The organism is Rhizobium herbae (assembly GCF_017873135.1).
Classification (GTDB): domain Bacteria; phylum Pseudomonadota; class Alphaproteobacteria; order Rhizobiales; family Rhizobiaceae; genus Pararhizobium; species Pararhizobium herbae.
Window position 1 is genome coordinate 774,132 of sequence record NZ_JAGGJV010000001.1, and the last position, 18,612, is coordinate 792,743.

16 protein-coding genes are annotated in these 18,612 nt (G+C 55.2%); 8 read left to right on the forward strand and 8 right to left on the reverse strand.

What is annotated here, in order from left to right; translation table 11 throughout:
* The first annotated feature begins 24 nt into the window (after positions 1–24).
* The 3 genes from J2Z75_RS03890 to J2Z75_RS03900 all read left to right on the forward strand — a co-directional run bounded on the left by J2Z75_RS03890 (position 25) and on the right by J2Z75_RS03900 (position 2,298).
* Positions 25–504 carry a cupredoxin domain-containing protein gene (locus J2Z75_RS03890; RefSeq protein ID WP_209847940.1) on the forward strand — a complete coding sequence of 160 codons (480 nt, stop codon included), beginning with the start codon at positions 25–27 and terminating at the stop codon, positions 502–504.
* Between the two features lie 22 nt (positions 505–526).
* Positions 527–811, forward strand: coding sequence for a copper-binding protein (locus J2Z75_RS03895; RefSeq protein ID WP_209847943.1), 285 nt, complete (start codon positions 527–529; stop codon positions 809–811).
* 131 nt (positions 812–942) lie between these two features.
* Entirely contained in the window at positions 943–2,298 is a 1,356-nt protein-coding gene (locus J2Z75_RS03900) for an adenylate/guanylate cyclase domain-containing protein (protein WP_209847946.1), read from the forward strand.
* 494 nt (positions 2,299–2,792) lie between these two features.
* Here the strand turns inward: J2Z75_RS03900 and J2Z75_RS03905 are convergent, their stop codons facing one another.
* From J2Z75_RS03905 to J2Z75_RS03920, 4 genes are read right to left on the reverse strand one after another with little or no spacing between them, the layout of a single operon-like run.
* Complete coding sequence (locus J2Z75_RS03905) at positions 2,793–4,646, reverse strand: hypothetical protein (protein ID WP_209847948.1); 1,854 nt, start codon at positions 4,644–4,646, stop codon at positions 2,793–2,795.
* On the reverse strand, positions 4,639–5,619 hold the full coding sequence (locus J2Z75_RS03910; RefSeq protein ID WP_209847951.1) for a TniB family NTP-binding protein: 981 nt from the start codon (positions 5,617–5,619) through the stop codon (positions 4,639–4,641). Before J2Z75_RS03910 ends, J2Z75_RS03905 begins: the two co-directional genes overlap by 8 nt.
* 33 nt (positions 5,620–5,652) lie before the next feature.
* Positions 5,653–8,034 carry a DDE-type integrase/transposase/recombinase gene (locus tag J2Z75_RS03915; protein ID WP_209847954.1) on the reverse strand — a complete coding sequence of 794 codons (2,382 nt, stop codon included), beginning with the start codon at positions 8,032–8,034 and terminating at the stop codon, positions 5,653–5,655.
* Positions 8,031–8,849, reverse strand: coding sequence for a hypothetical protein (locus J2Z75_RS03920; RefSeq protein ID WP_209847957.1), 819 nt, complete (start codon positions 8,847–8,849; stop codon positions 8,031–8,033). The genes J2Z75_RS03915 and J2Z75_RS03920 overlap by 4 nt, the downstream gene beginning before the upstream one ends.
* Before the next feature lie 193 nt (positions 8,850–9,042).
* On the opposite strand from J2Z75_RS03920, the gene J2Z75_RS03925 reads away from it, so the two are divergent.
* The 4 genes from J2Z75_RS03925 (at position 9,043) to J2Z75_RS03940 (ending at position 13,913) form a co-directional block, all read left to right on the forward strand.
* A complete protein-coding gene (locus J2Z75_RS03925) occupies positions 9,043–9,621 on the forward strand; it encodes a hypothetical protein (protein WP_209847959.1) in 579 nt (192 codons plus the stop codon).
* 574 nt (positions 9,622–10,195) lie between these two features.
* Complete coding sequence (locus J2Z75_RS03930; RefSeq protein ID WP_209847962.1) at positions 10,196–11,557, forward strand: SIR2 family protein; 1,362 nt, start codon at positions 10,196–10,198, stop codon at positions 11,555–11,557.
* Positions 11,554–13,326: an ATP-binding protein gene (locus J2Z75_RS03935; protein ID WP_209847964.1), complete on the forward strand. Its 1,773-nt coding sequence runs from the start codon at positions 11,554–11,556 to the stop codon at positions 13,324–13,326. Before J2Z75_RS03930 ends, J2Z75_RS03935 begins: the two co-directional genes overlap by 4 nt.
* Before the next feature lie 383 nt (positions 13,327–13,709).
* The gene (locus J2Z75_RS03940; protein WP_209847967.1) at positions 13,710–13,913 is read left to right on the forward strand and encodes a hypothetical protein; all 204 of its coding nucleotides are present in this window, start codon (positions 13,710–13,712) and stop codon (positions 13,911–13,913) included.
* 280 nt (positions 13,914–14,193) lie between these two features.
* Here the strand turns inward: J2Z75_RS03940 and J2Z75_RS03945 are convergent, their stop codons facing one another.
* A complete protein-coding gene (locus J2Z75_RS03945) occupies positions 14,194–14,436 on the reverse strand; it encodes a hypothetical protein (protein ID WP_209848873.1) in 243 nt (80 codons plus the stop codon).
* Between J2Z75_RS03945 and J2Z75_RS03950 the strand changes: the two genes are divergently transcribed.
* Positions 14,375–15,379: a GlxA family transcriptional regulator gene (locus J2Z75_RS03950; protein ID WP_209847969.1), complete on the forward strand. Its 1,005-nt coding sequence runs from the start codon at positions 14,375–14,377 to the stop codon at positions 15,377–15,379. The genes J2Z75_RS03945 and J2Z75_RS03950 overlap by 62 nt on opposite strands.
* 59 nt (positions 15,380–15,438) lie before the next feature.
* Here J2Z75_RS03950 and J2Z75_RS03955 read toward each other — a convergent pair whose 3' ends face one another.
* From J2Z75_RS03955 to J2Z75_RS03965, 3 genes are all read right to left on the reverse strand, one after another.
* Positions 15,439–16,683, reverse strand: coding sequence for a diguanylate cyclase (locus tag J2Z75_RS03955; protein WP_209847971.1), 1,245 nt, complete (start codon positions 16,681–16,683; stop codon positions 15,439–15,441).
* A 337-nt stretch (positions 16,684–17,020) separates the two neighbouring features.
* Positions 17,021–17,854 (reverse strand): response regulator, encoded by an 834-nt coding sequence (locus J2Z75_RS03960; protein ID WP_209847973.1) that lies wholly within the window; start codon positions 17,852–17,854, stop codon positions 17,021–17,023.
* 236 nt (positions 17,855–18,090) lie between these two features.
* Positions 18,091–18,354 carry a hypothetical protein gene (locus tag J2Z75_RS03965; RefSeq protein ID WP_209848788.1) on the reverse strand — a complete coding sequence of 88 codons (264 nt, stop codon included), beginning with the start codon at positions 18,352–18,354 and terminating at the stop codon, positions 18,091–18,093.
* Positions 18,355–18,612 lie beyond the last annotated feature (258 nt).

Sequence of the window (18,612 nt, forward strand, 5' to 3'; positions counted from 1 at the left end):
ATCAAACAACCAAAGGACTGAATCATGAAGACTGCAATTATCGCATTTTTCCTCGCGGCATTCGCGTCTCCGGCCCTTGCCTCCGGTTCACACGCTGGTGGTCACGGCGAAGCCATGGCTGTCGGTGAGCCCGGCAAGAAGGCGCAAGCCACCCAGACCATCCGCGTTTCCATGAAAGAGACGGACGACGGCAAGATGATCTTCACGCCCAACACCTTCAAGGTCCGCAAAGGTCAGACCATCGTCTTTGCGATCAAGAACGCGGGCGAGCTGGACCACGAGTTCGTCCTCGACCAGGAAGACAAGATTATGGAGCACAAGGCCGTGATGGAGAAGTTCCCGGAAATGGAACATGACGACCCGAACGCGATCCGTTTGGCGGCTGGAAAGTCCGGCGAGATCATCTGGAAGTTCACCAACGACGGCACGTTCAAGATCGCCTGCCTGGTTCCCGGCCATTATGACGCCGGAATGCACGGCGACGTCACCGTAGCCAAGAAGTGATCCGACCCAAGGAGATAAGACAATGAGATCAGTTTTCACATTTGCAGCCACTGCCATGGTCACAATCGCCCTCGCCTCCGGCGCTTTCGCGGCGGAATTCACCAAGGGCACCGTCAAGAAAGTCGACGCCAAGGCAAAAAAGGTCACCCTCATTCATGAGGAACTCAAGTCTCTGGAAATGCCTGCCATGACCATGGTTTTCCGCGTTAAAGACGACGCGATGCTTGAGAAGCTCAAGGAAGGCGCGAGCATCGAGTTCGTCGCCGAGCGCGTTGAGGGCAAGCTGACCGTCACGGAAATCAAATAGTACGATATCGTCGGATAATGCACGCGGCTGTTTGAGCGGCCGCGTGCGACACCTCTGCGTTACCGAGAGAAAGCGGACTCGGTCGACCCTCAAGGTCTTGGAAACCCACCCGCGCTTTCAAGCGACGAGCAATGACCTCTTCACTCAGCGCCCAGTGGGACGCCGCGCGGGAAATCCGTTCAATCCTTTTGCGATTTGTCGCTTTCGCCATCCTGCTTGCCAACCTCCTGCTTGGTGGCAACGAGGGAGCCGAAAGGACGCATTTCATCGTCGTCATTAGCTACTTCATCATCAGCGTCGCTTCGGTAGCGACCGCGCGATTCCTGCCTAGCCTCTCTTGGCTTAAGACTCTCTTTGTCGTTCTCGATGCGCTGCTGGTTGCCCTGATTTTGTACGCGCACATTCTTGGCGGACCGGTTACCGAAAACCACAATCTGACGACGACTAGCCTGGTGGTTGCGTTCATCTTGCTCAATCATGTCGGCCTGAAGCAAGATCGTCGGCTCGTGCTTGTCTTCTCCGGCATCGTCCTGGGTTCCTGGGTAGCCATGTTGGCGATCACCGCCGCCAGACATCATACTGCCGACGCAATGTCGCTGCTTGCGGCATTCTTCAACCAGGACCTGGGCCTCACAGTAAGCTTCGGCTTTACAGCTTTCGCTATCTACTTGCTCGCGAGGGATCATGACCGGACCCGCCAGGAAGCCTTACGAGCCGACAAGCGGCGTCTCAATCTTTCGCGCTTCTTCTCGCCGCTTGTGGTTGCGGACCTCCAAGATGGCGGCTCAAACCTTGATCTTGAACGCCGTAACGCGGCGGTTATGTTCGTCGATCTGCGAGATTTCACGAGTTTTGCCGAGACCGCACCTGCACGGGAACTGGCGTTGGTATTGGCAGAATACCGCCACCTCGTTTCCGGGACCATCTTCCAACATGGCGGGACAGTCGACAAATTCATTGGGGACGGGGTCATGGCAGTGTTCGGCCAGCCCAAGCCCACCGAAAACGATGCAGACCGGGCCTTGGCATGCGCTCTCGACCTCGTCGATGCACTGAACGATTGGAAGAACCACAGCATGCTGAACGGCTACCCTGCCCTCAACGCGGGCATCGGCTTGCACTACGGCACGGTCGTCGGCGGGGTTCTGGACAGCGGATGCCACAGCGAGTTCACAGTGATCGGCGACGCTGTAAACGTCGCGCAACGACTGGAGACCTTGGCCAAGTCACTTGACGCACCACTTGTTGTATCGTCTGCGCTGATGGCTCGGTTGCAAAACCCAGTTCCATCTGCCCTCTGGATACCCCAAAGCTCAGTGCCGCTGCCGGGACGTCGCCACCCGATAGATGTTTGGTATCTGCGCCGTGAAGCGGGTCTCAACCCGGCCGACGACAATTCAGGCTATGAGACCGGGGACATACAGACCGCCCTCCAAAGATCATCTTTCCAGTCGTCGCCTCCCGGGCCTACTGTGTGCACCGGATAGTCAATTCCTCGAACGGACACCTTGGCGGGATCGCTGCACTTCACGAAGGCTCGATGTTTTCCCGGATCAATGTAGGCAGAACCGCTCGTAGCGTCGCCTTGCGAAAGCGATATTAGAACGTCGTAATCGTATCCAGCTTGCTCTGTCGCGTGATTACTGACGAGACCAAGATTGACAACGGTGTTGTCGTCGAAATGCGCAGTGTGGAATATCAGAGGCTCTGAGGCCACCGCGCTTAAAGCGGACAGCACTCCGACGGCGAGGGTGAGTACAAAAGCACGCATTCCCACCTCCCATGGTTCAGCGAAGCCAGTATCATATCACGTACGTGGCGGCTTTCCACCTGAGTCTACCGGCTCGCCAGGCGTCGACTTCTTCCCAATCAATGGCGATCAAAGTTCAATAATCACCTTTACATGTGCTTGGCGTATCTTGCCATTACCGCTAATAGCGAGAGAACGACCAGCACTCGCCGATGGTTGTTGGCTGCTCGGCTACCTATGGAATCTGCTTTGGAGAAGTCCGAGGTTTTCGCATGCCCCCACCCTGGACCATAGTGTAGTCAGCCCGACGGACAGCCGCCCAACCTCGGACTTCTCCAAAGCCCTCAATCTTTGAGTGGCGACTCGATTTTCCAAAAGCAACTTTGTACGGATTTCCGAAGCAAGCATCCAATGTTTCCTCAGGTCACCAATATCGTTGATCGTCGGGTTTGTTGGGAGCAAATCATTTTTAATGAAGCAGGCAACTACGGGCCGGGAGATACCCATCGCAAGCCCGCTCTCACACTGTCGGAGCGGCACCCGTTCGGTGGCCGATACTTGTCTGCTTCCCATAAGCACGGCTTCGAGCTGATCCGTTCGCGGTATGTAAAGGTTTCGAACATCGCAACCTTTGTCGGTTGCTCCCCTCGAAACGGAAACACGGCCGTCTGCCATGGCACGAAAAATTTGCACCCACCGCTTTCCATCCATGTGGGCCATCTGAAAGCTGAGCAGGGCAAGCGAGACCATACCAGATGGCTCAACCAATGGTGCTGTCTTCAACGTTTGCAGCAACGAAGTAGTCCAGTGCTTTTGGCGTGCCTTTCGGAAATTACCGAGAACACTAGTCAATTCGGGCATCATACCGTCATCGTAAAGCTCGACCAGAAAGGGAACGGGCAACCCGAGCACTTTGGAAAGCTGGCGAGCCTCAGGCGCATCGCGCAGGACTTTCACCGCGACTTCGCTATCAGGAGCAGGATTGGACCTAAGGCGCAGCAGCTCACTGCGGGCTTGCCGAAGAGGCTGCGCTACAGAGCACTGATACGGCACCTGGGTTCCGAATTCTTGCTGACGCCGCACTACCTGCTTACGCAAGTCGACTTCGAAGCGGGATTTTAAAAGACCTCTTACGGAACGAGACAGGGTCGGATCGAAACGAAGCCGATTGGATAACTCTTTACTTGGGTCTTCTGCAGACCTAGGCTTCGATGCCGCGAACATAGCATCGTACGCGTCTGGCCAGCCCAACAAAGCCCTTCCCGCTTTGGCAATGCATGAGGGATTAAGTGCATCGCTATCAATACCCTCGTTCCTTTGGCTAACCCCCGCCAGCTGAATCGCAAGCTGAAATAGATCGCCTCGGTTCTGCTCCGCCAAATCGCGATGCAATGGGACGGAACTGTTCGCGTGCAATCGCTCAGGATCGATGAGGTCTGTTACGAACCGAAGCGCCTCGTCATCATTTACTTCGACAACAGGTTGTGGGAACTCGCGGAGGTCCACCGCACCAACAAAACTTCCTGGCAAGGTGCAACTGTCGCAGAACGCAACTCCGTAGCAGCGAGACCAGCCGAGCTGCCGATTGCAAACCGGGCAGTGATCGAGCAGCTTTTCACGAGTTTCTGGATCGAAACTTAATGGCTTCAGAGACCACATTGCCTTTTGGCGGCCATGCAGCCGAAGAGAACGAGGCGACACACGCCTCGCCCCGCTGAGATGTCCGCGACGGACGTTGATGCCGAAAAAATTGATCCGGTCACGTCCCGACGACTCCGGCTCCAAGAGCATGCGAAGGGCAGCGTCAGAATCCTTCCGAATGCCTAGCACATTGACCAAACTGTCGATCTCGTCCGAAGGGCCGATAGGAATTGCCGCGACACTCCTGAACGAGCGACTTCCAGCGAGATCAACCGCCATCTTGGTGTTCCTGAACCCGTTTCGCTCGGACGCCCGCAACACCGTGTCTCTCAGCGCCTCACCCTCTTGCATATCTGTGGGTATCGCCAACATCCTTCCCTTCATCCCAACGAGAGATGCAAGGTGTTCGACCAGACCATGCTTATCGTCGACCTTATCAAGCATCGGCCAGCTCTTCTTCAAACGGATTGCGCGTCGCCAGCTTGTTGAGCACCGAATAGTCGTCCGCAGCCGCGCTCAGATGGGAGCGTTCCACACGCTTAGAGCCCTCGTCCTTGGCATAATGGGCGGCCAGTTCTACGATGTTAGCAGCGTGACCGAAATAGCCACCGGCCGCCTCAAACAGCCGTGGTACGATGTCGTCTTCGAGAAAATTGCTTCGCTCTGGAAATAGCCCAGATCGCATGAGGTTGATGCCCAACATCCCGCAGTATTCTGTGAAGGCTCTCCGATGCTCGGTATTCCCATAGACCAACGGCCCCAAAAAGAGCGATTTCACGCAACGGGCACGAATCTGAAAGTCACTCAGAACCTTCGCCTGCGCTTCGGTCGTTCCCACAAACACAATAGGGCAACCACCCAGCAAAAAGTCTTTCAGCACATTATGGACCCTGGTGGCCTCTGCGCTTTGATACAGCCCCCTGGCACCGATCCTGAGGTGGTTCATTTCATCGAAGATAAGCAGTTCCGTCCGAAACTCCTGCATGTACCGAAATATTCGATGCTTTTTCGAGCCCATATTGCCAGTCTCTGGCCTTGGGTCCCCGTAAGCCCTGAGTATATCTTCAAGAAGGGACATCAGCGTCGACGTGCCCGACACCGAGACCCGGACGACCACGCGCTGCAAGGCAGCAACCAGCGTTCTCGGCACCTCTCTACTGAAAAGGCCGACTTCGTAGCACCTGTCCACAACGTTTTTTTCGAGATAAGCTTTTAAAATTGTTGTTTTGCCACTCTGTGTGTCGGCAAAAAGGGTGACGCACTTGGCCTCGTATCCCCCAAGCCCGATATTGAGAATCTGGCGGCGGGTCTCGCGCAGGCCGTCAAAACACAAATGCGCTTTCTTCATAAATGTGTGCTCGATCCTCATGCTCTGGAAAGCAAACGCAATCGTGTTCGTCGCTGAACGGGTGTCCATCGTTTAGTCCTCTTCAAATTTTGAGTTTGGGAATTAGATATTGTAAAGGCGGTCGAGTTCGTCGAGCATTGCCTCGGTATCAACAGCATTGCTGTCAGATAGTGTCGTATCGGTCGCAGAGGCGGTGACTGGCTCCTCCACTTGCGCTTTGCCAGCGTCGTTTGCCGCCTTCACCTGCGCAGTTTTCGCGGGATTTTTAGATTTCGTTGATGGTTTACGACCTTTTGGAATTATCAGGTCGCCCGTTTTGGAGCGAAGCGCCATCTTGATGGGAACGTTGCGAGCTTTCGGCATTCCCGAGATCGACGGATCGATCAGGTCATCCACAATCCTGTCACCAGGGACCAATTGGAGTTCCAACACCGGGCCGCCATGGATGGTCCGAATCGTCCGCTTGCCCTCGCCATGGGTGTCGGTGGCAAGTTTGGCCGCAAGCTCGCGCTCGTACTCCGCACGAAAACGGGCTCTTTCTTCGCGCGAATGAAAAACCTTATTGGCCAATGCTTGTTTCGCCCTTTCCCCAGCCGCGAATGCAAACGAAACAACGGTGGCGGCATAAAACTCATCACTGTTGGGCAGTTCAACGATTTCTTTGGTGTACTCGTTGATCACCGATATCGAAGTCACGTTCATCGGGTCGTAAAAGAAATGCACTCGAAACGTGGCTGACTGGTCTCCATCTCCACGCTCCCGATTTCGGCGGGCCAAGTCATTCAGCAACATCGTTGTGATGGCCTGGTCGTGGAATACGTGACCGTCGAACTCTATGCCGGAAGCAGTCAAAGTGCGGCTCTTGTAGCGCCCCAGGATGAGGTTCATCGCCCTGGCGTCATCAATCGTTCGACGGCCAAACTCGATCAGGCCTTCACTCCAACGACGGGCGGGGGCCATCCCAATACCGTCATGTTCGTCAAGGTGATATTCGATGATCTTATGATCTGTAAGTGCACGAATATCTTTTAATCGAAGCTGTGCGCCCTTCCGAGGGTCGAGCTTCTTGGCTCGCAGAATATCAGGCGAATATGGGATGCCGCCGGGCAACGAATGAAGATGCGAATTCATCGTTCTGATAAGCCGCTCGATCCATGGTTTGTATTCTGGTGTCCGTATCGGAGCGTAATCAACTTGGAAGCCCACGACATCACCGACCAGCTGCAAGCTGACACCGATGTTTTCCAAAGCGTTGTCAAGGATCAGCCACTGCCAGAGCCCGAAACCATCTGTTGCACCTTTGGCCTCACCGAAACGCTGGATCAATTCTACGTTAGGCTTCATGACTTCGCGAAGGCATGCCATCAGTGTCGCAACGCTCGGCGGCTCAAACGTCATGACCATCCCTAGGACCATGCGGGAATAAAGGTCCATCGCCCACACTATGTACGGGCGCTTGAGGACAATTTTGACGCTGCCATCGATCTGAACTTCCTCGACAGCCCAGATGTCGCCCACCGTCGCATCTAAAACGAGCACCTCCAACGGCGCGACAGCCTTCAGACTGGAGCCCCGCCCTCTCAGCTGGCGATTAGCCGGTGCAATACCCCATTTGGATTTGACGGTGGCATGGGATCGCGCCGCGTAAATCCAGTTGGTCAAGGTTTGATTTACCGGGGGTTCGATCCACTTGGCTGTCCCAGGCGAAGGCAAAACAGTAGGAGTTAGGTTCCCATACGAACCGTCGTCCAAAAGAGCGGCGTCGAATTCGCCTCCGGCAGCCTCAATTTCGGCCTTCAGGGCGTCGATTTTCTGGTAAAACCGAACATCGAACCACTTATGGGCATCGATGAACTTCACCTTCCAGTCGCCCCAATAGTAGGCGACCATCTGCTGACCCAGCTCGTACACCCACTTTTCCCATTTGGAGCGTGATACAGCGCTGCCTTTCTTGCGCAGATACAAACCCAGAGATCGTCTACCTGGCAGTCCCTTCGCAATCGCTTTTCGGAGGGCGCTGGCCGAAGGAGCTATCTTCCAACCCGCCTCCTTGGCTTTATCAAACCGACTAAGAATGAAGGCATCGAGTTTGTTCGTCTGTCGTGAGACGAACGTAGGGCTATTGTCGTAGCACCGAACGTAGAAGAGCAATCGCCCTGCTCTCTCAATATCTCTCCGGCGAATCTGCCAAGCCTTCAGCTGCGATGGCGTGGGAGATGCGTCTAGCGGCTCCTGCAACACCTTTATGTCGGCCGCCGTAATCAACGCGGTGACCACGCCTTCTCGCTCAAGACGGATGACGCCGCCAGTGGCCTGCAAAACGGCATAGTCAATGCGGGCAATTTTATAAGGGTTGTCAGTAGCGACAGCCCTCAATTCGAGTGGATCGGCTGAGCCCTCGCCCTCAACAACGAACTCACCTCGAACTTCAGCTCCCGACCCCACGAAGTGGAGCCGGTCCCCTTTTGAAAGGTCTAAAATCACCGCCAGGCCTCCCGCTCAAGGAGCCATACGTTGGTGTTTCCCTTCAGACCCGTGTTCAGGTCAATCGAAACGAAGCCGCGCGAATGCAGCGCATGAAGCTTCGCCCGACCAAAGGGACCGTCGCCCAGCGCTTTCGCCAACCGCCAATACTGCTTTGGGCCGTCACTTTTGAACTCGTTCTGGCATAGATGCTCATCGTAAGCATCAATCGCGACCCATTTGTCGAAATTCAAACGCCTCACGGTCTCTACCACTTCATAGGTGAAGTGCTTCTTCCGCCTTAGCTCGAAGAACTTGAACCCGCGACGGCGATAAACCTCCTTCGCCAAAACGAGCTTCTGCTGATAGGCCTCATCACCATCGCGGGGATCAACATCCTCCTTGATTTCAAGAATGATCGTTTGCAAATGCTCCTTCGCGCCTCTTCCCACAGGTTTCGCGGCCGCCTCCGAGAAAGACATCCCCCTTTGCAGGTCAATACCGAGAGAGGTTCGGGCCTTCAGCATCATATCCGGGAAGTACAAGAGCGGAGCACCCCGACCGCGCACCATCATTTCTAACCGATGGGGCTGGGCCAGCCACATATCGATGCGACTGGAGGCATCGGCCATCTGAAACGCTATACGTTCCAGGCGAGACTCCCAAGGCATGGTCATCCCGGCCTTGATTGACGGAAAAGTGCCAGTGGGCTTGGTTTGCCGCCCGTTTATGATCCGGCGAACGGGGCCCCCATCACTGGCCCACAGAATTCTGGCGATAGTCCCTGCCGACCGTTCCTCAACCGTCGTCGAAACGTTTTCAATATCGACGTCCATGCTAGCTCCTTTTAAAAAATCCTGTGCATAGGAAACAAGAACTCCGCTCCGCGCCCCTATGTTTTCGGGTCCGCAGATGACAGGCTGTTCTCTTGGTGTTAAGGCTTACTAATACAGCTGGCACGAACTCAGACATCGGCCAGCAGCAACTGAATGGAACGCTTAAAGCGATTCTATCTGAGATGGAAGGGTCATGATGACCTCGGTTGAAAACCGTCCTTCAAAGCCGGATAAGGCGATTGGGGCGATACTTGCCTCCCTTGACGAGCAGATCACCCGTCAGGGGATCGACATCGATGCTCTCAAACAAGAGATCGAAAAGCTCACTCTACAGGTCCGAGAAAGAGAGAAGGACGTCAGCCGAATCCGGGAGGCGAGACGACAGCTGACGCTGATCCAAACTACGCAGCTAGAAGCAGAGGAAATCGCATCTGAAGCCTTAAAGGTGCCTGAAGGCTTCGCAAAACGGCATGCAGAGCGGAAAAACGGGCAAGCCTGGCAAGTTCGACAACAGGCCTACCTGATATTGAAGGAGACAGGGCATCCGCTTAGTCGAGCGGAATTGCTTGAGAAAATGACTGCTGCGGGCTTCGTTATCGACTCCCCGCGTCCTCTCCACCGTATCGGGAAGATACTGTGGGAAGCAAAAGACGCTTTTGTCTATCACGACAACGGCTATTGGCTAGTAGGTGAGCCGGTTACCGAGCCGGTCGAGCGCACCAAGCGATTTAGGACTCGGAAGCCCCGCAAGAAGAAAACATTGGAAAACTAGAGAGGAGCGTCAATTCTAAAGGAATTCTATTAAAATTAACGTGTGAATCGTTTGGTCGCTTAAAATGTTGACATTTCCAACATAACGGCATTCCAGAGGAATTCGCCTGCGACACCTTACTCTGTAATTCCTTGAGCATCTGTGGGTTTTGGCTCAAAAGCCACTGTGTCGAAGCGTGCTGGTGGCCACCCACAAAGGAATTTCCCTCACTACCGCCGACCGAGAATTCCCACGACGGGCAGCTCCCCAAAGGAATTCTTGCGCATTGCTAGGATTTTTCCCTCCAAATGCCGGGTGTATTTCCTTATCGAATTCCTTTCCGCCATTTAAAAGGATTCCTTGAGAAGGCTCTTAGGCCGAATGCCGGTTTCGGAAACACAAAAAGGGTTTGAGCGCTGAAGCATGGGTGCTGCAAGTTCTAAAACCTTGCTCCCCGAGGCCGGATATTCGATCAAGTCAGCGCGTTGGATGACATCCATATGTGCCGAGTAGGCCGACCGTCGGGTTGCGGATCAACAACCACGTCAGATACCTTCCTCCTCAACTTATTATAGAATTTCGAGTCGGGGGTGGCGTGAGCGATTATTGGTCGGACAGGGCAGGATTGGCTGCCAACTTACGTCTCCTTACCCGAGAGGGGAAGTGGCTTGCCTGGGAAGACCGCGACGCCGATCCAGATGATGCTTCGAGCAGGAGGATAGCCGGAGCTAAGACGCGCGTTGAGGACACACTGAGCCAGGCGCTTCATTCTACCAACGTGATAGCCTTGCTGGGTTCGGGGGCTTCTTTTTGCGCAAAGAACGCGACCGTCAAACGAGCCCCTGGAATGGCCGACTTGTGGCATGCCGCGAGGGACAAGGTTTGCGAAGGAAATTTGTTTGGTCACGATGACTTCGACAACGTGGTGATTGATGTCATCGGCTCGCTGCCCGAAGAAGATAAGGCTGGCGACATCGAGAACCTTCTAAGCCTTTGTAAAATGAAGCTTGAACTCCTGGAAGCTAGGGCGAAAAATCAGAAGCCCGTTGGTGAGGTTGCGCCATCGGACAGCTCGGCTGATCCTGTCACCGTCTTAAAACAGTTTATCGATAAGGCCGAGAGTGCGATTCTGCAGAGGGTTGACTTCGTCGACAACGAAACCGTGCTCTCCGCTCACAAAGCCCTAATTCAGAAATTGGCTAAGCGGGCGGTCGAAAAGCCCCGCGTAAGACTTTTTACCACCAACTATGACCTGTGCCTGGAAGAATCAGCCGCCCGTATCGGGGTTGTCCTCATTGATGGTTTCTCACACAGCGCCGAACAACGTTTTAACCGGGATTACTTCCAGCACGACATTGTGCGAAGGGCGACATCGGGCACAAAGGCGGATTATATCGACGGCGTTTTTCACCTGTATAAGCTTCACGGGTCAGTTGACTGGCGGCGGAAACAAGATGGTGTCGTCATACGCTCCCAAGCCAACGATACCGAGGGATTAAAGCCGGTACTGATATACCCGAGGTCGACGAAGTATCAGGAGGCGTTCGAGGTGCCGTATCTCGATATGTTCGCCGCATTCCAGGCAGCCCTGCGAGAACCTGACACGACGCTGGTTGTTGCGGGGTTCGGCTTTGCCGACGATCACATCAGCGCACCAATCTGGTCTGCATTGGAGTCAAACCTGAGCTTGCGGCTGATTCTTGTAGACCCGTCTTTCGTTCCGGTGGTCAGACTTGATGCAATCGGGGCCGGTGGCCACCTGATCGATCTGGAAATCGGTGTCCAACGGCAGTATCAGAAAAGGATTATGCGTCTAGTCGGAGAGGGCGACCCCCGCATTACCGTCCTTAATGGTCGTTTTGAAGACTTAGTGGACGCCATGCCAACGATCACCGGAGAGTCGGATCGACAACGCTTACAGATGCGTCTGGACCAAATCAGGGATTTTCCAGCGTGATTGATCCGGTAAACGCGCTCATCGATCAAGACAAACGGCTTGGCACAGTAACCCGCGTGTCCGCCGCATCAATCGAGCTGACCGTGCCGTTGGCATTGGCAGCGAGTGGCCAGAGGGGGTTGGCCCGAGGTGCGACAGGTGACTTTGTCTTTATTGATTGCGACAAGGAATGTATCCTTGGTCGTATTACCGAAGTTGCTATTCCTGACCGTCAGAGGCCTGGCCTTGAACGGCAGATGGAAAGCGAGGTTATCGCTGAGCCCCAAGGTCGCGCCCAGCTCTTAGCTACCGTCAGCAAAACGACCCACAAGGTCACGCGCGGCATCAATGTGAAGCCGCGTGTTGGCGACGGGGTGTTTCTTGCTGACGGTAGCGCCCTGGCGACGGCCATCCAGGAAGCTCTCCAAGGGGAACTGGAGCCCGGTCAAACGGAGAGGCTTCTGGTGAACCTCGGTCGCCTGTCCGGGATCACGGATAGCTTTATAGCCATGCCGCCCGAAAAGCTGTTTGGACGCCATTGTGGAGTATTCGGTGCGACGGGTGGCGGTAAAAGCTGGACGCTATCCAAACTTTTAAATGAAATAGTACGGCTGAAGGGGAAGTGCATTCTCTTCGACCCGACCGGCGAGTTCCAGGGCAAGGTATCGGGGGCTACCGAGTTCTCTTTTTCTCAGGCGACAGAGAAGCAACCGCTCGCGCATTTCCCATACAAAAAATTGTCGGAAGTCGACCTATACGCACTTCTCACGCCGTCAGCGCAAGCTCAAGGCCCCAACCTCAGGAGTGCAATCAAAAGTTTGAGGCTAGTTAGCGCTCTGCGTAAAGAGCCCTATCGCTATCGAATGGAGAAGGTCGCGGGCGACCACCAACAGTTCTACATCACCGAAAATGCATTCGTGGAGGTCCGAAGAAGCGGCGTCATTAGGAAAGCAGGGAAAAGCCGAAATGCGGTCTCACTCGCACTTATTGCCCTTACCAGTGAAATGGATTCACACCATTGCGATTTTGACGTCAGGCTGCTCTCTGACCAGATACGGGAAGAATGCGTCAAGCAATACACCAATGATGAGATGGGCAACTACGGGCAACACGATGATTTCCTTCTCGGCAACTGCAACTCGCTTAACGTGCGCATTGAGAACTACCTATCGTCTCCGGAAATGCGATGCCTCTTTTCTGACGATGGCGTCGACATTTGTGCCGTTCTCGATGAATTCATCGCAGACCCGAACCAGCACGCCCTGGTTCTTTCGTTCGAGCATGTTAGCTACAAGTACAACACCCGTGAGCTGCTGCTAAACTCGCTCGGGCGGTACCTGCTCGGCCTCGCTCGCAAGAACACCTTCCAGAACCAGCCACTGGTCTGCTTCCTCGACGAAGCGCATCAATTTATTGGTCGATCAATTGGCGATGACGCGAACCAGGTTTCCCTTGATGCTTTCGGCCTCATAGCGAAGGAAGGTCGCAAATATGGGCTAACCACAGCTATCGCCACCCAGAGGCCTCGCGATGTCCCATCCGACGTGCTCAGCCAGCTGGGCACGCTGTTCGTCCATCGGCTAACAAACGACCGGGATCGAGAGACGATAGAACGAGCTTGTGGAGATTTGGATCGGGATGCGGCAGCATTCATCCCCTCGTTAGCGCAAGGAGAGGCTATTGTGGTCGGTCCGGAACTCCCTGCCCCGCTTCCGATCTTGATTGACAGCCCCGAGAAAGGGCAACAACCCTCCTCACACGGCCCGCGATATCAAGCTTTCTGGGGTTAGCAGCGGAGCTGGGTGCACACTTTCTACAAAATCGCAATCTTTTGGATAAAATCGCAATCGTCGTCAGGCGGAAGCTCTCGGCGATAATGGAAGTCGCCTGAAGCACATCCGCAATCCATTGATTTCGGCAATGCGAGGTGCTTTTCGCGATTCCGAAAATCCCAATCTACATGTTCAGCGTCGCAATCTCTTGGATTGAGAATTTCAATTTGTTGGTCCCTACAATTTCGGCCGGCGCGGCAAAGGCATTTCAAGCACGGGAAGCATCATGATTATTGATGCAAGAGATCAATTATATTCGCTTGAATGATGAATAGCCTTGCGGCATTACTCTCTCATGGTCGCGACCTTTTGAAGCCTCCCACTCAAAAGGAACCCAGAAAATGGCATTCTTCAGTCTAGAACATTCATCCGAGCCGAGGCATTCGTTCTTCGCTTCGACCCTTGTCGGCCTGCGCGCACGTGCTGTTGCATCGTGGCAGCGTCACCGTGCGGAGCGTGCTCTCGAAGGCCTCTCCTACGACACGTTGAAGGATATCGGCTTTCCGTCCGCCGGCATGGCCAACGATGACACATCGGCGCGATGACGGAACCGGTGCCCGCAACGGCCGGTGACGGTCCGCCGTGTCGAAAAACCGTCGACAGCATGTAGAAAGGGCATTTCGGCCATGATGGCGAAATGCCCTTTCTGCTTTTTCAGCGCCCCGGCGGCGTTCCATCGACTGCGGCTTATACCGCATGGTCTATTTCCGACACATCCGAGGTACGCCCGGCGCGTCGCAAACCGCCAAACACACATCCCTTCACGCGTCAAAAAATCTCCCTGCAACTCGGGGAAGCAAGACGAAAATGCGACAATTTTGTCGCCTACAGCAAAAATAATGCGCGATTTTTAACAGTATTGCCGCTTTCGGCAGCACATCGTCCCACGTCGCAAAGATTTATTTCTTCCCAGTCGCTGGCGTCCATGCCAATGTCGCAATCAGAAAAGCTCGATGCCGCTTTTCCACGTGACAAATGCGACATCCGCGGCGCATGGGACCCTTCGATGAACAAGCCACTGACCAAAAAGCGATCTCTCGTTTTCTTTCTCGTGCCGAACTTTTCCATGCTGCCGTTTTCCGCGGCGATCGAAACGCTTCGCATCGCCAACCGCATGCTGGGCTATGAGGCCTACACCTGGCGTCTGGCCTCGACCGACGGCACGCAGGTGCTGTCGTCAAGCGGCATCGGGCTGGAAGTCAACACCTCGCTTGCCGACGAACGCAAGTTTCTCGGCGGCGAGAACCGCCCTTCTATGGTGCTGGTCTGTTCCGGCATCTATGTCGAGGACTTCAACAACAAGTCCGTCAATGCCTGGCTGCGCGAAGTCTACAATCGCGGCGTCTCCGTCGGCAGTCTCTGTACGGGCGCCCATGTGCTGGCGTCTGCCGGTCTGCTGACGGGCAAGCGCTGCGCGATCCACTGGGAGAACCTGCCCGGTTTCGCCGAGGCCTTTCCGCAGGTCGATGTCTATGCCGACCTCTACGAGATCGACAGCAATATCTACACCTGCGCCGGCGGCACGGCCTCGCTCGACATGATGCTCAATCTGATCGACCAGGATTTTGGCGAGAACCTTGTCAACCGCGTTTGCGAACAGGCCCTGACGGACCGCGTTCGCGGACCGCACGATCGCCAGCGCCTGCCGCTTCGCGCCCGCCTCGGCGTACAGAACGCCAAGGTGCTTTCGATCATCGAGTTGATGGAGGGCAACCTTTCCGAGCCCTTGTCGCTGCTGGAAATCGCCGATAGCGCCGGTCTCTCGCGCCGCCAGATCGAGCGCCTGTTCCGCCAGGAAATGGGTCGTTCCCCTGCCCGCTACTATCTGGAAATCCGGCTCGACCGCGCACGGCATCTGCTTGTGCAATCGGCCATGCCGGTCGTCGAAGTGGCGGTTGCCTGCGGCTTCGTCTCCGCCTCGCACTTCTCGAAGTGTTATCGCGAACTCTATAACCGCTCGCCCCAGCAGGAGCGTGCCGAACGCAAGCTGACGCTGCAGGCCGCGCGGTAGATCGAACTAACGGGTTGGAGACGGCGGCGCGGGCAATATCCCGCCGCCGTTCTCTCCCGCTACGACGCCATGGACTTCAGCAGGGTCAGTTCCGACACAACCCGGTTCCGGCCGTCATATTTCGCCATATAGAGAAACTGGTCGGCGGCGTTCAGGTAGTTCTCGAAGGTTTCAAGACCTTCGATCGTCGCAAGACCGATCGATACCGTGACCGACAGTTCCTCATCGTCGGCGGTTACCTTGGCGCGCGCGAGATCGAGCCGCAATGTTTCGCAGAAATCGTTGGCAGCAGCCACATCGAGCCCGTTGAAAAGCACGCCGAACTCTTCGCCGCCCAGACGGGCAAGCAGATGTTCTTCTCCGACCAGCGTGCGCAGACGCGCTGCAACGGCTTTCAACACGAGATCGCCGACCTCGTGTCCATAGGTGTCGTTCAGCCGCTTGAAATGATCGATGTCAAGGATGGCAATCGAGGTGGTCTCGCCCCGGCGCAAACATTGCTCGACAAGCCGCGGCCCATATTGGAAGAAATAGCGCCTGTTGTAGATATCGGTGAGATAATCGCGCGCAGCGATCCCGTGCAGCGCCTGGATGCGTTTCTGGATGCTTGCGACCTGGAACACCCGACTGTTGAATTCCTCCACCAGAAACGGCTTCTGGATGAACTCCGTGCCGCCGCTTTGAAGGAACCGTGCCGCATGCTGCCGGTCGGCGGTCTCCGCGAGCGCAATCACGCTGAGCGCATCCTCCCCATGCCGCTGGCGGATTTCGGTAAGCAGCGTATAGGCGGACATATCGGAAAGGGCGACGTCGGTGATAACGAGATCGAAGGCATCGCTGGCGTCCAGCAAATGCAAGGCCTCGGCCCCTCCGCCAGCCTGCGTGACATGAAACTGCTGGTGGCGAAGAAGCTTCAGCAGCGCCGCACGCGAGATTTCATCGGAATCGACCAGAAGCACATTCGTTCTGACATTGGTCAGCGCGCGATCGACGACGGAGATCACGTGACTGATCGAATCCGGCTGGCTCTTGATGACGCAATCGACGACGTTGCGAGACAGGATATCCTCGCGGGTTCTGCTGTTGAAGGAGCCGGTGAAGACGATGGCGGCAATGTTTTGCGCAATCACATAATCAAGCGCCTCGCAGTTCGGCGCATCCGGCAGATTGAGATCAAGGACCGCAACCGAGAATTCACCGCCTCCGGTTTCGACCATGTTTCGAAGCGCCGTCAGAGAGGCGCAATGCGTGACATCGACGCCGTGCGCAGTCTCCAGACCATGTTTCAGGACCGTTGCAAACATACGGGAATCCTCAACGAGAAGCATTCGTTTACCAGAATGCTTCTGTATATGGTTTCCCCGCCCCGGCGCCCTGCGAAAGCTCACGTTCCTTCAATCCCATAGTGAGCCGCAGGCGTTTCCGATGGCGAACGCTGGCTCTCAGATATTATCTTTATGCGGATAGCTGCCCTGATCGAAGAAGAGCAAGACCCTTTGTCCCCGTCGCTGCATTCAACCGGTTTGCAATTGCAAATTGGTTAAATCATCACGTCGAATGATTTAGAATTGGCGCTGTAAACGCAAAATCATCATGTTTTCGACAGTAAAACCTTCTAAATTAGCAATACCGATTGCAATCTCATGCTTTTTTTGAAATTTTTGCACCCAAAGTCTGAATTTTGGTCAGAGTATCCAGATTTTGGTTCACGCGGCAGTAAAACTCTTCATTGACGAAGGGCCGCAGCATGAAATCGTTGCCGCCCGCCTTCAGGAACCGTGCAGACAAAAGCCGATTGGCAGACGATGACACGCCGATAATGCGCAACTGATGCGGACCATAGGCGCCGCGGATACGGCGGGTCAATTCAAAGCCGTCAATGTCGGGCATGTTGTAGTCGGTGATCACCAGGCCGATATCCGGGTGCTTCTTCAGCAACTCAAGGGCCGCAGCCCCGCTTTCGGCCGAACTGGTGCGGAAGTTGTAGCGCTTCAGCTGCGTCGTCAGCAGAGCGCGCGCCGTTGGGCTGTCATCGACGATCAGCACGTGGTGCTGGTGGTTGGTGAGAAACCGGCAGACGGATTCGGCCAGCATGTCGACGGCAAAAACACTGTCCTTGATGACATAATCGACGATGTCCTTGGCCAGGATCGTCTCGCGTGTGCTTTCCTGGAAGGTGCCGGTGAAGACGATCGTCGGCACGCTCATGTCGATGAGATAGGACAGAGCCTCGCCGTTCTCGGCACCGGGAAGATTGATGTTGGAGATGGCAAGCTTTGCCGGAAAGGATGCGTTCTCGACCGAGAACTGGAGATCGTCATAATCGCGGCAGACGATCACGTCGATGTCGAGAAGCTCCTTCAGCCTCTTGGAGACCATAGCGGAGAAGAGATTGGAATCTTCGGCAAGCACAATACGATGCTGCTGCAAGGATTCACCGGAATAGTACATTCCGGACACGCCGAAAAATGACATAGATCGCCTATCTGAAAAGATTGTCCCCGAGGCCCAAGCTACGCAGAAAGGTTTTCGCAGTCGTTAATTGCTTGCTGAAATACACAATCACCTTCAGCCAAAAAGAAAGACGGCACGAAACCGCCTTTCAACGTCATTTACGCGACAAAGATCGGGTGTGCAACGCGTCGTTTTCAGCTCCGAACCAGCCTCTTCGATGACCGTTGCCGGGTTAGCAATCGCCAAGCAGCCCGGTATTACTTGACCACGGCCGAACCTTTGACGATCTCGATGGTCTCATCGCCTTGCAGACCGATGCGGTCGCCGCTGGGCGTCGTGATGAAACAACCGCTGGGGCAGATCGATTCCGTGCCGCCGGCGCCGATTGCCACCTCCATGCGGTTTTCCCCCTCAACGACGACAAGCACGGCGGCGTCGGCGTCCTTGTTGATAATGGTGGCCGACCACGCCGGAAGAGCGATAAGTACAGTCAGAACACATGCACTCGCGAATGTTTTCATGGCCCACCGGCGCCCCAGCGCCGCCCCTTTTGGCGTCTCGCGGTTCCAGGCGATATACCCGGACAAGACAGGACGCCTCTTCACCCCGCGTCAGACTAACCCACGCCGGAAGAATTGCATGATAAATATTGCACGTGGGGTGAATAGACGCTGAATGGCAGGGATAACGGGCGTTCATCTGAAGCCGAGCCATCAGCTTTACCGATATACGCTCGCGGATGAAACTGTTCGCAAAAGCAACATCAAAAATGGCGCATC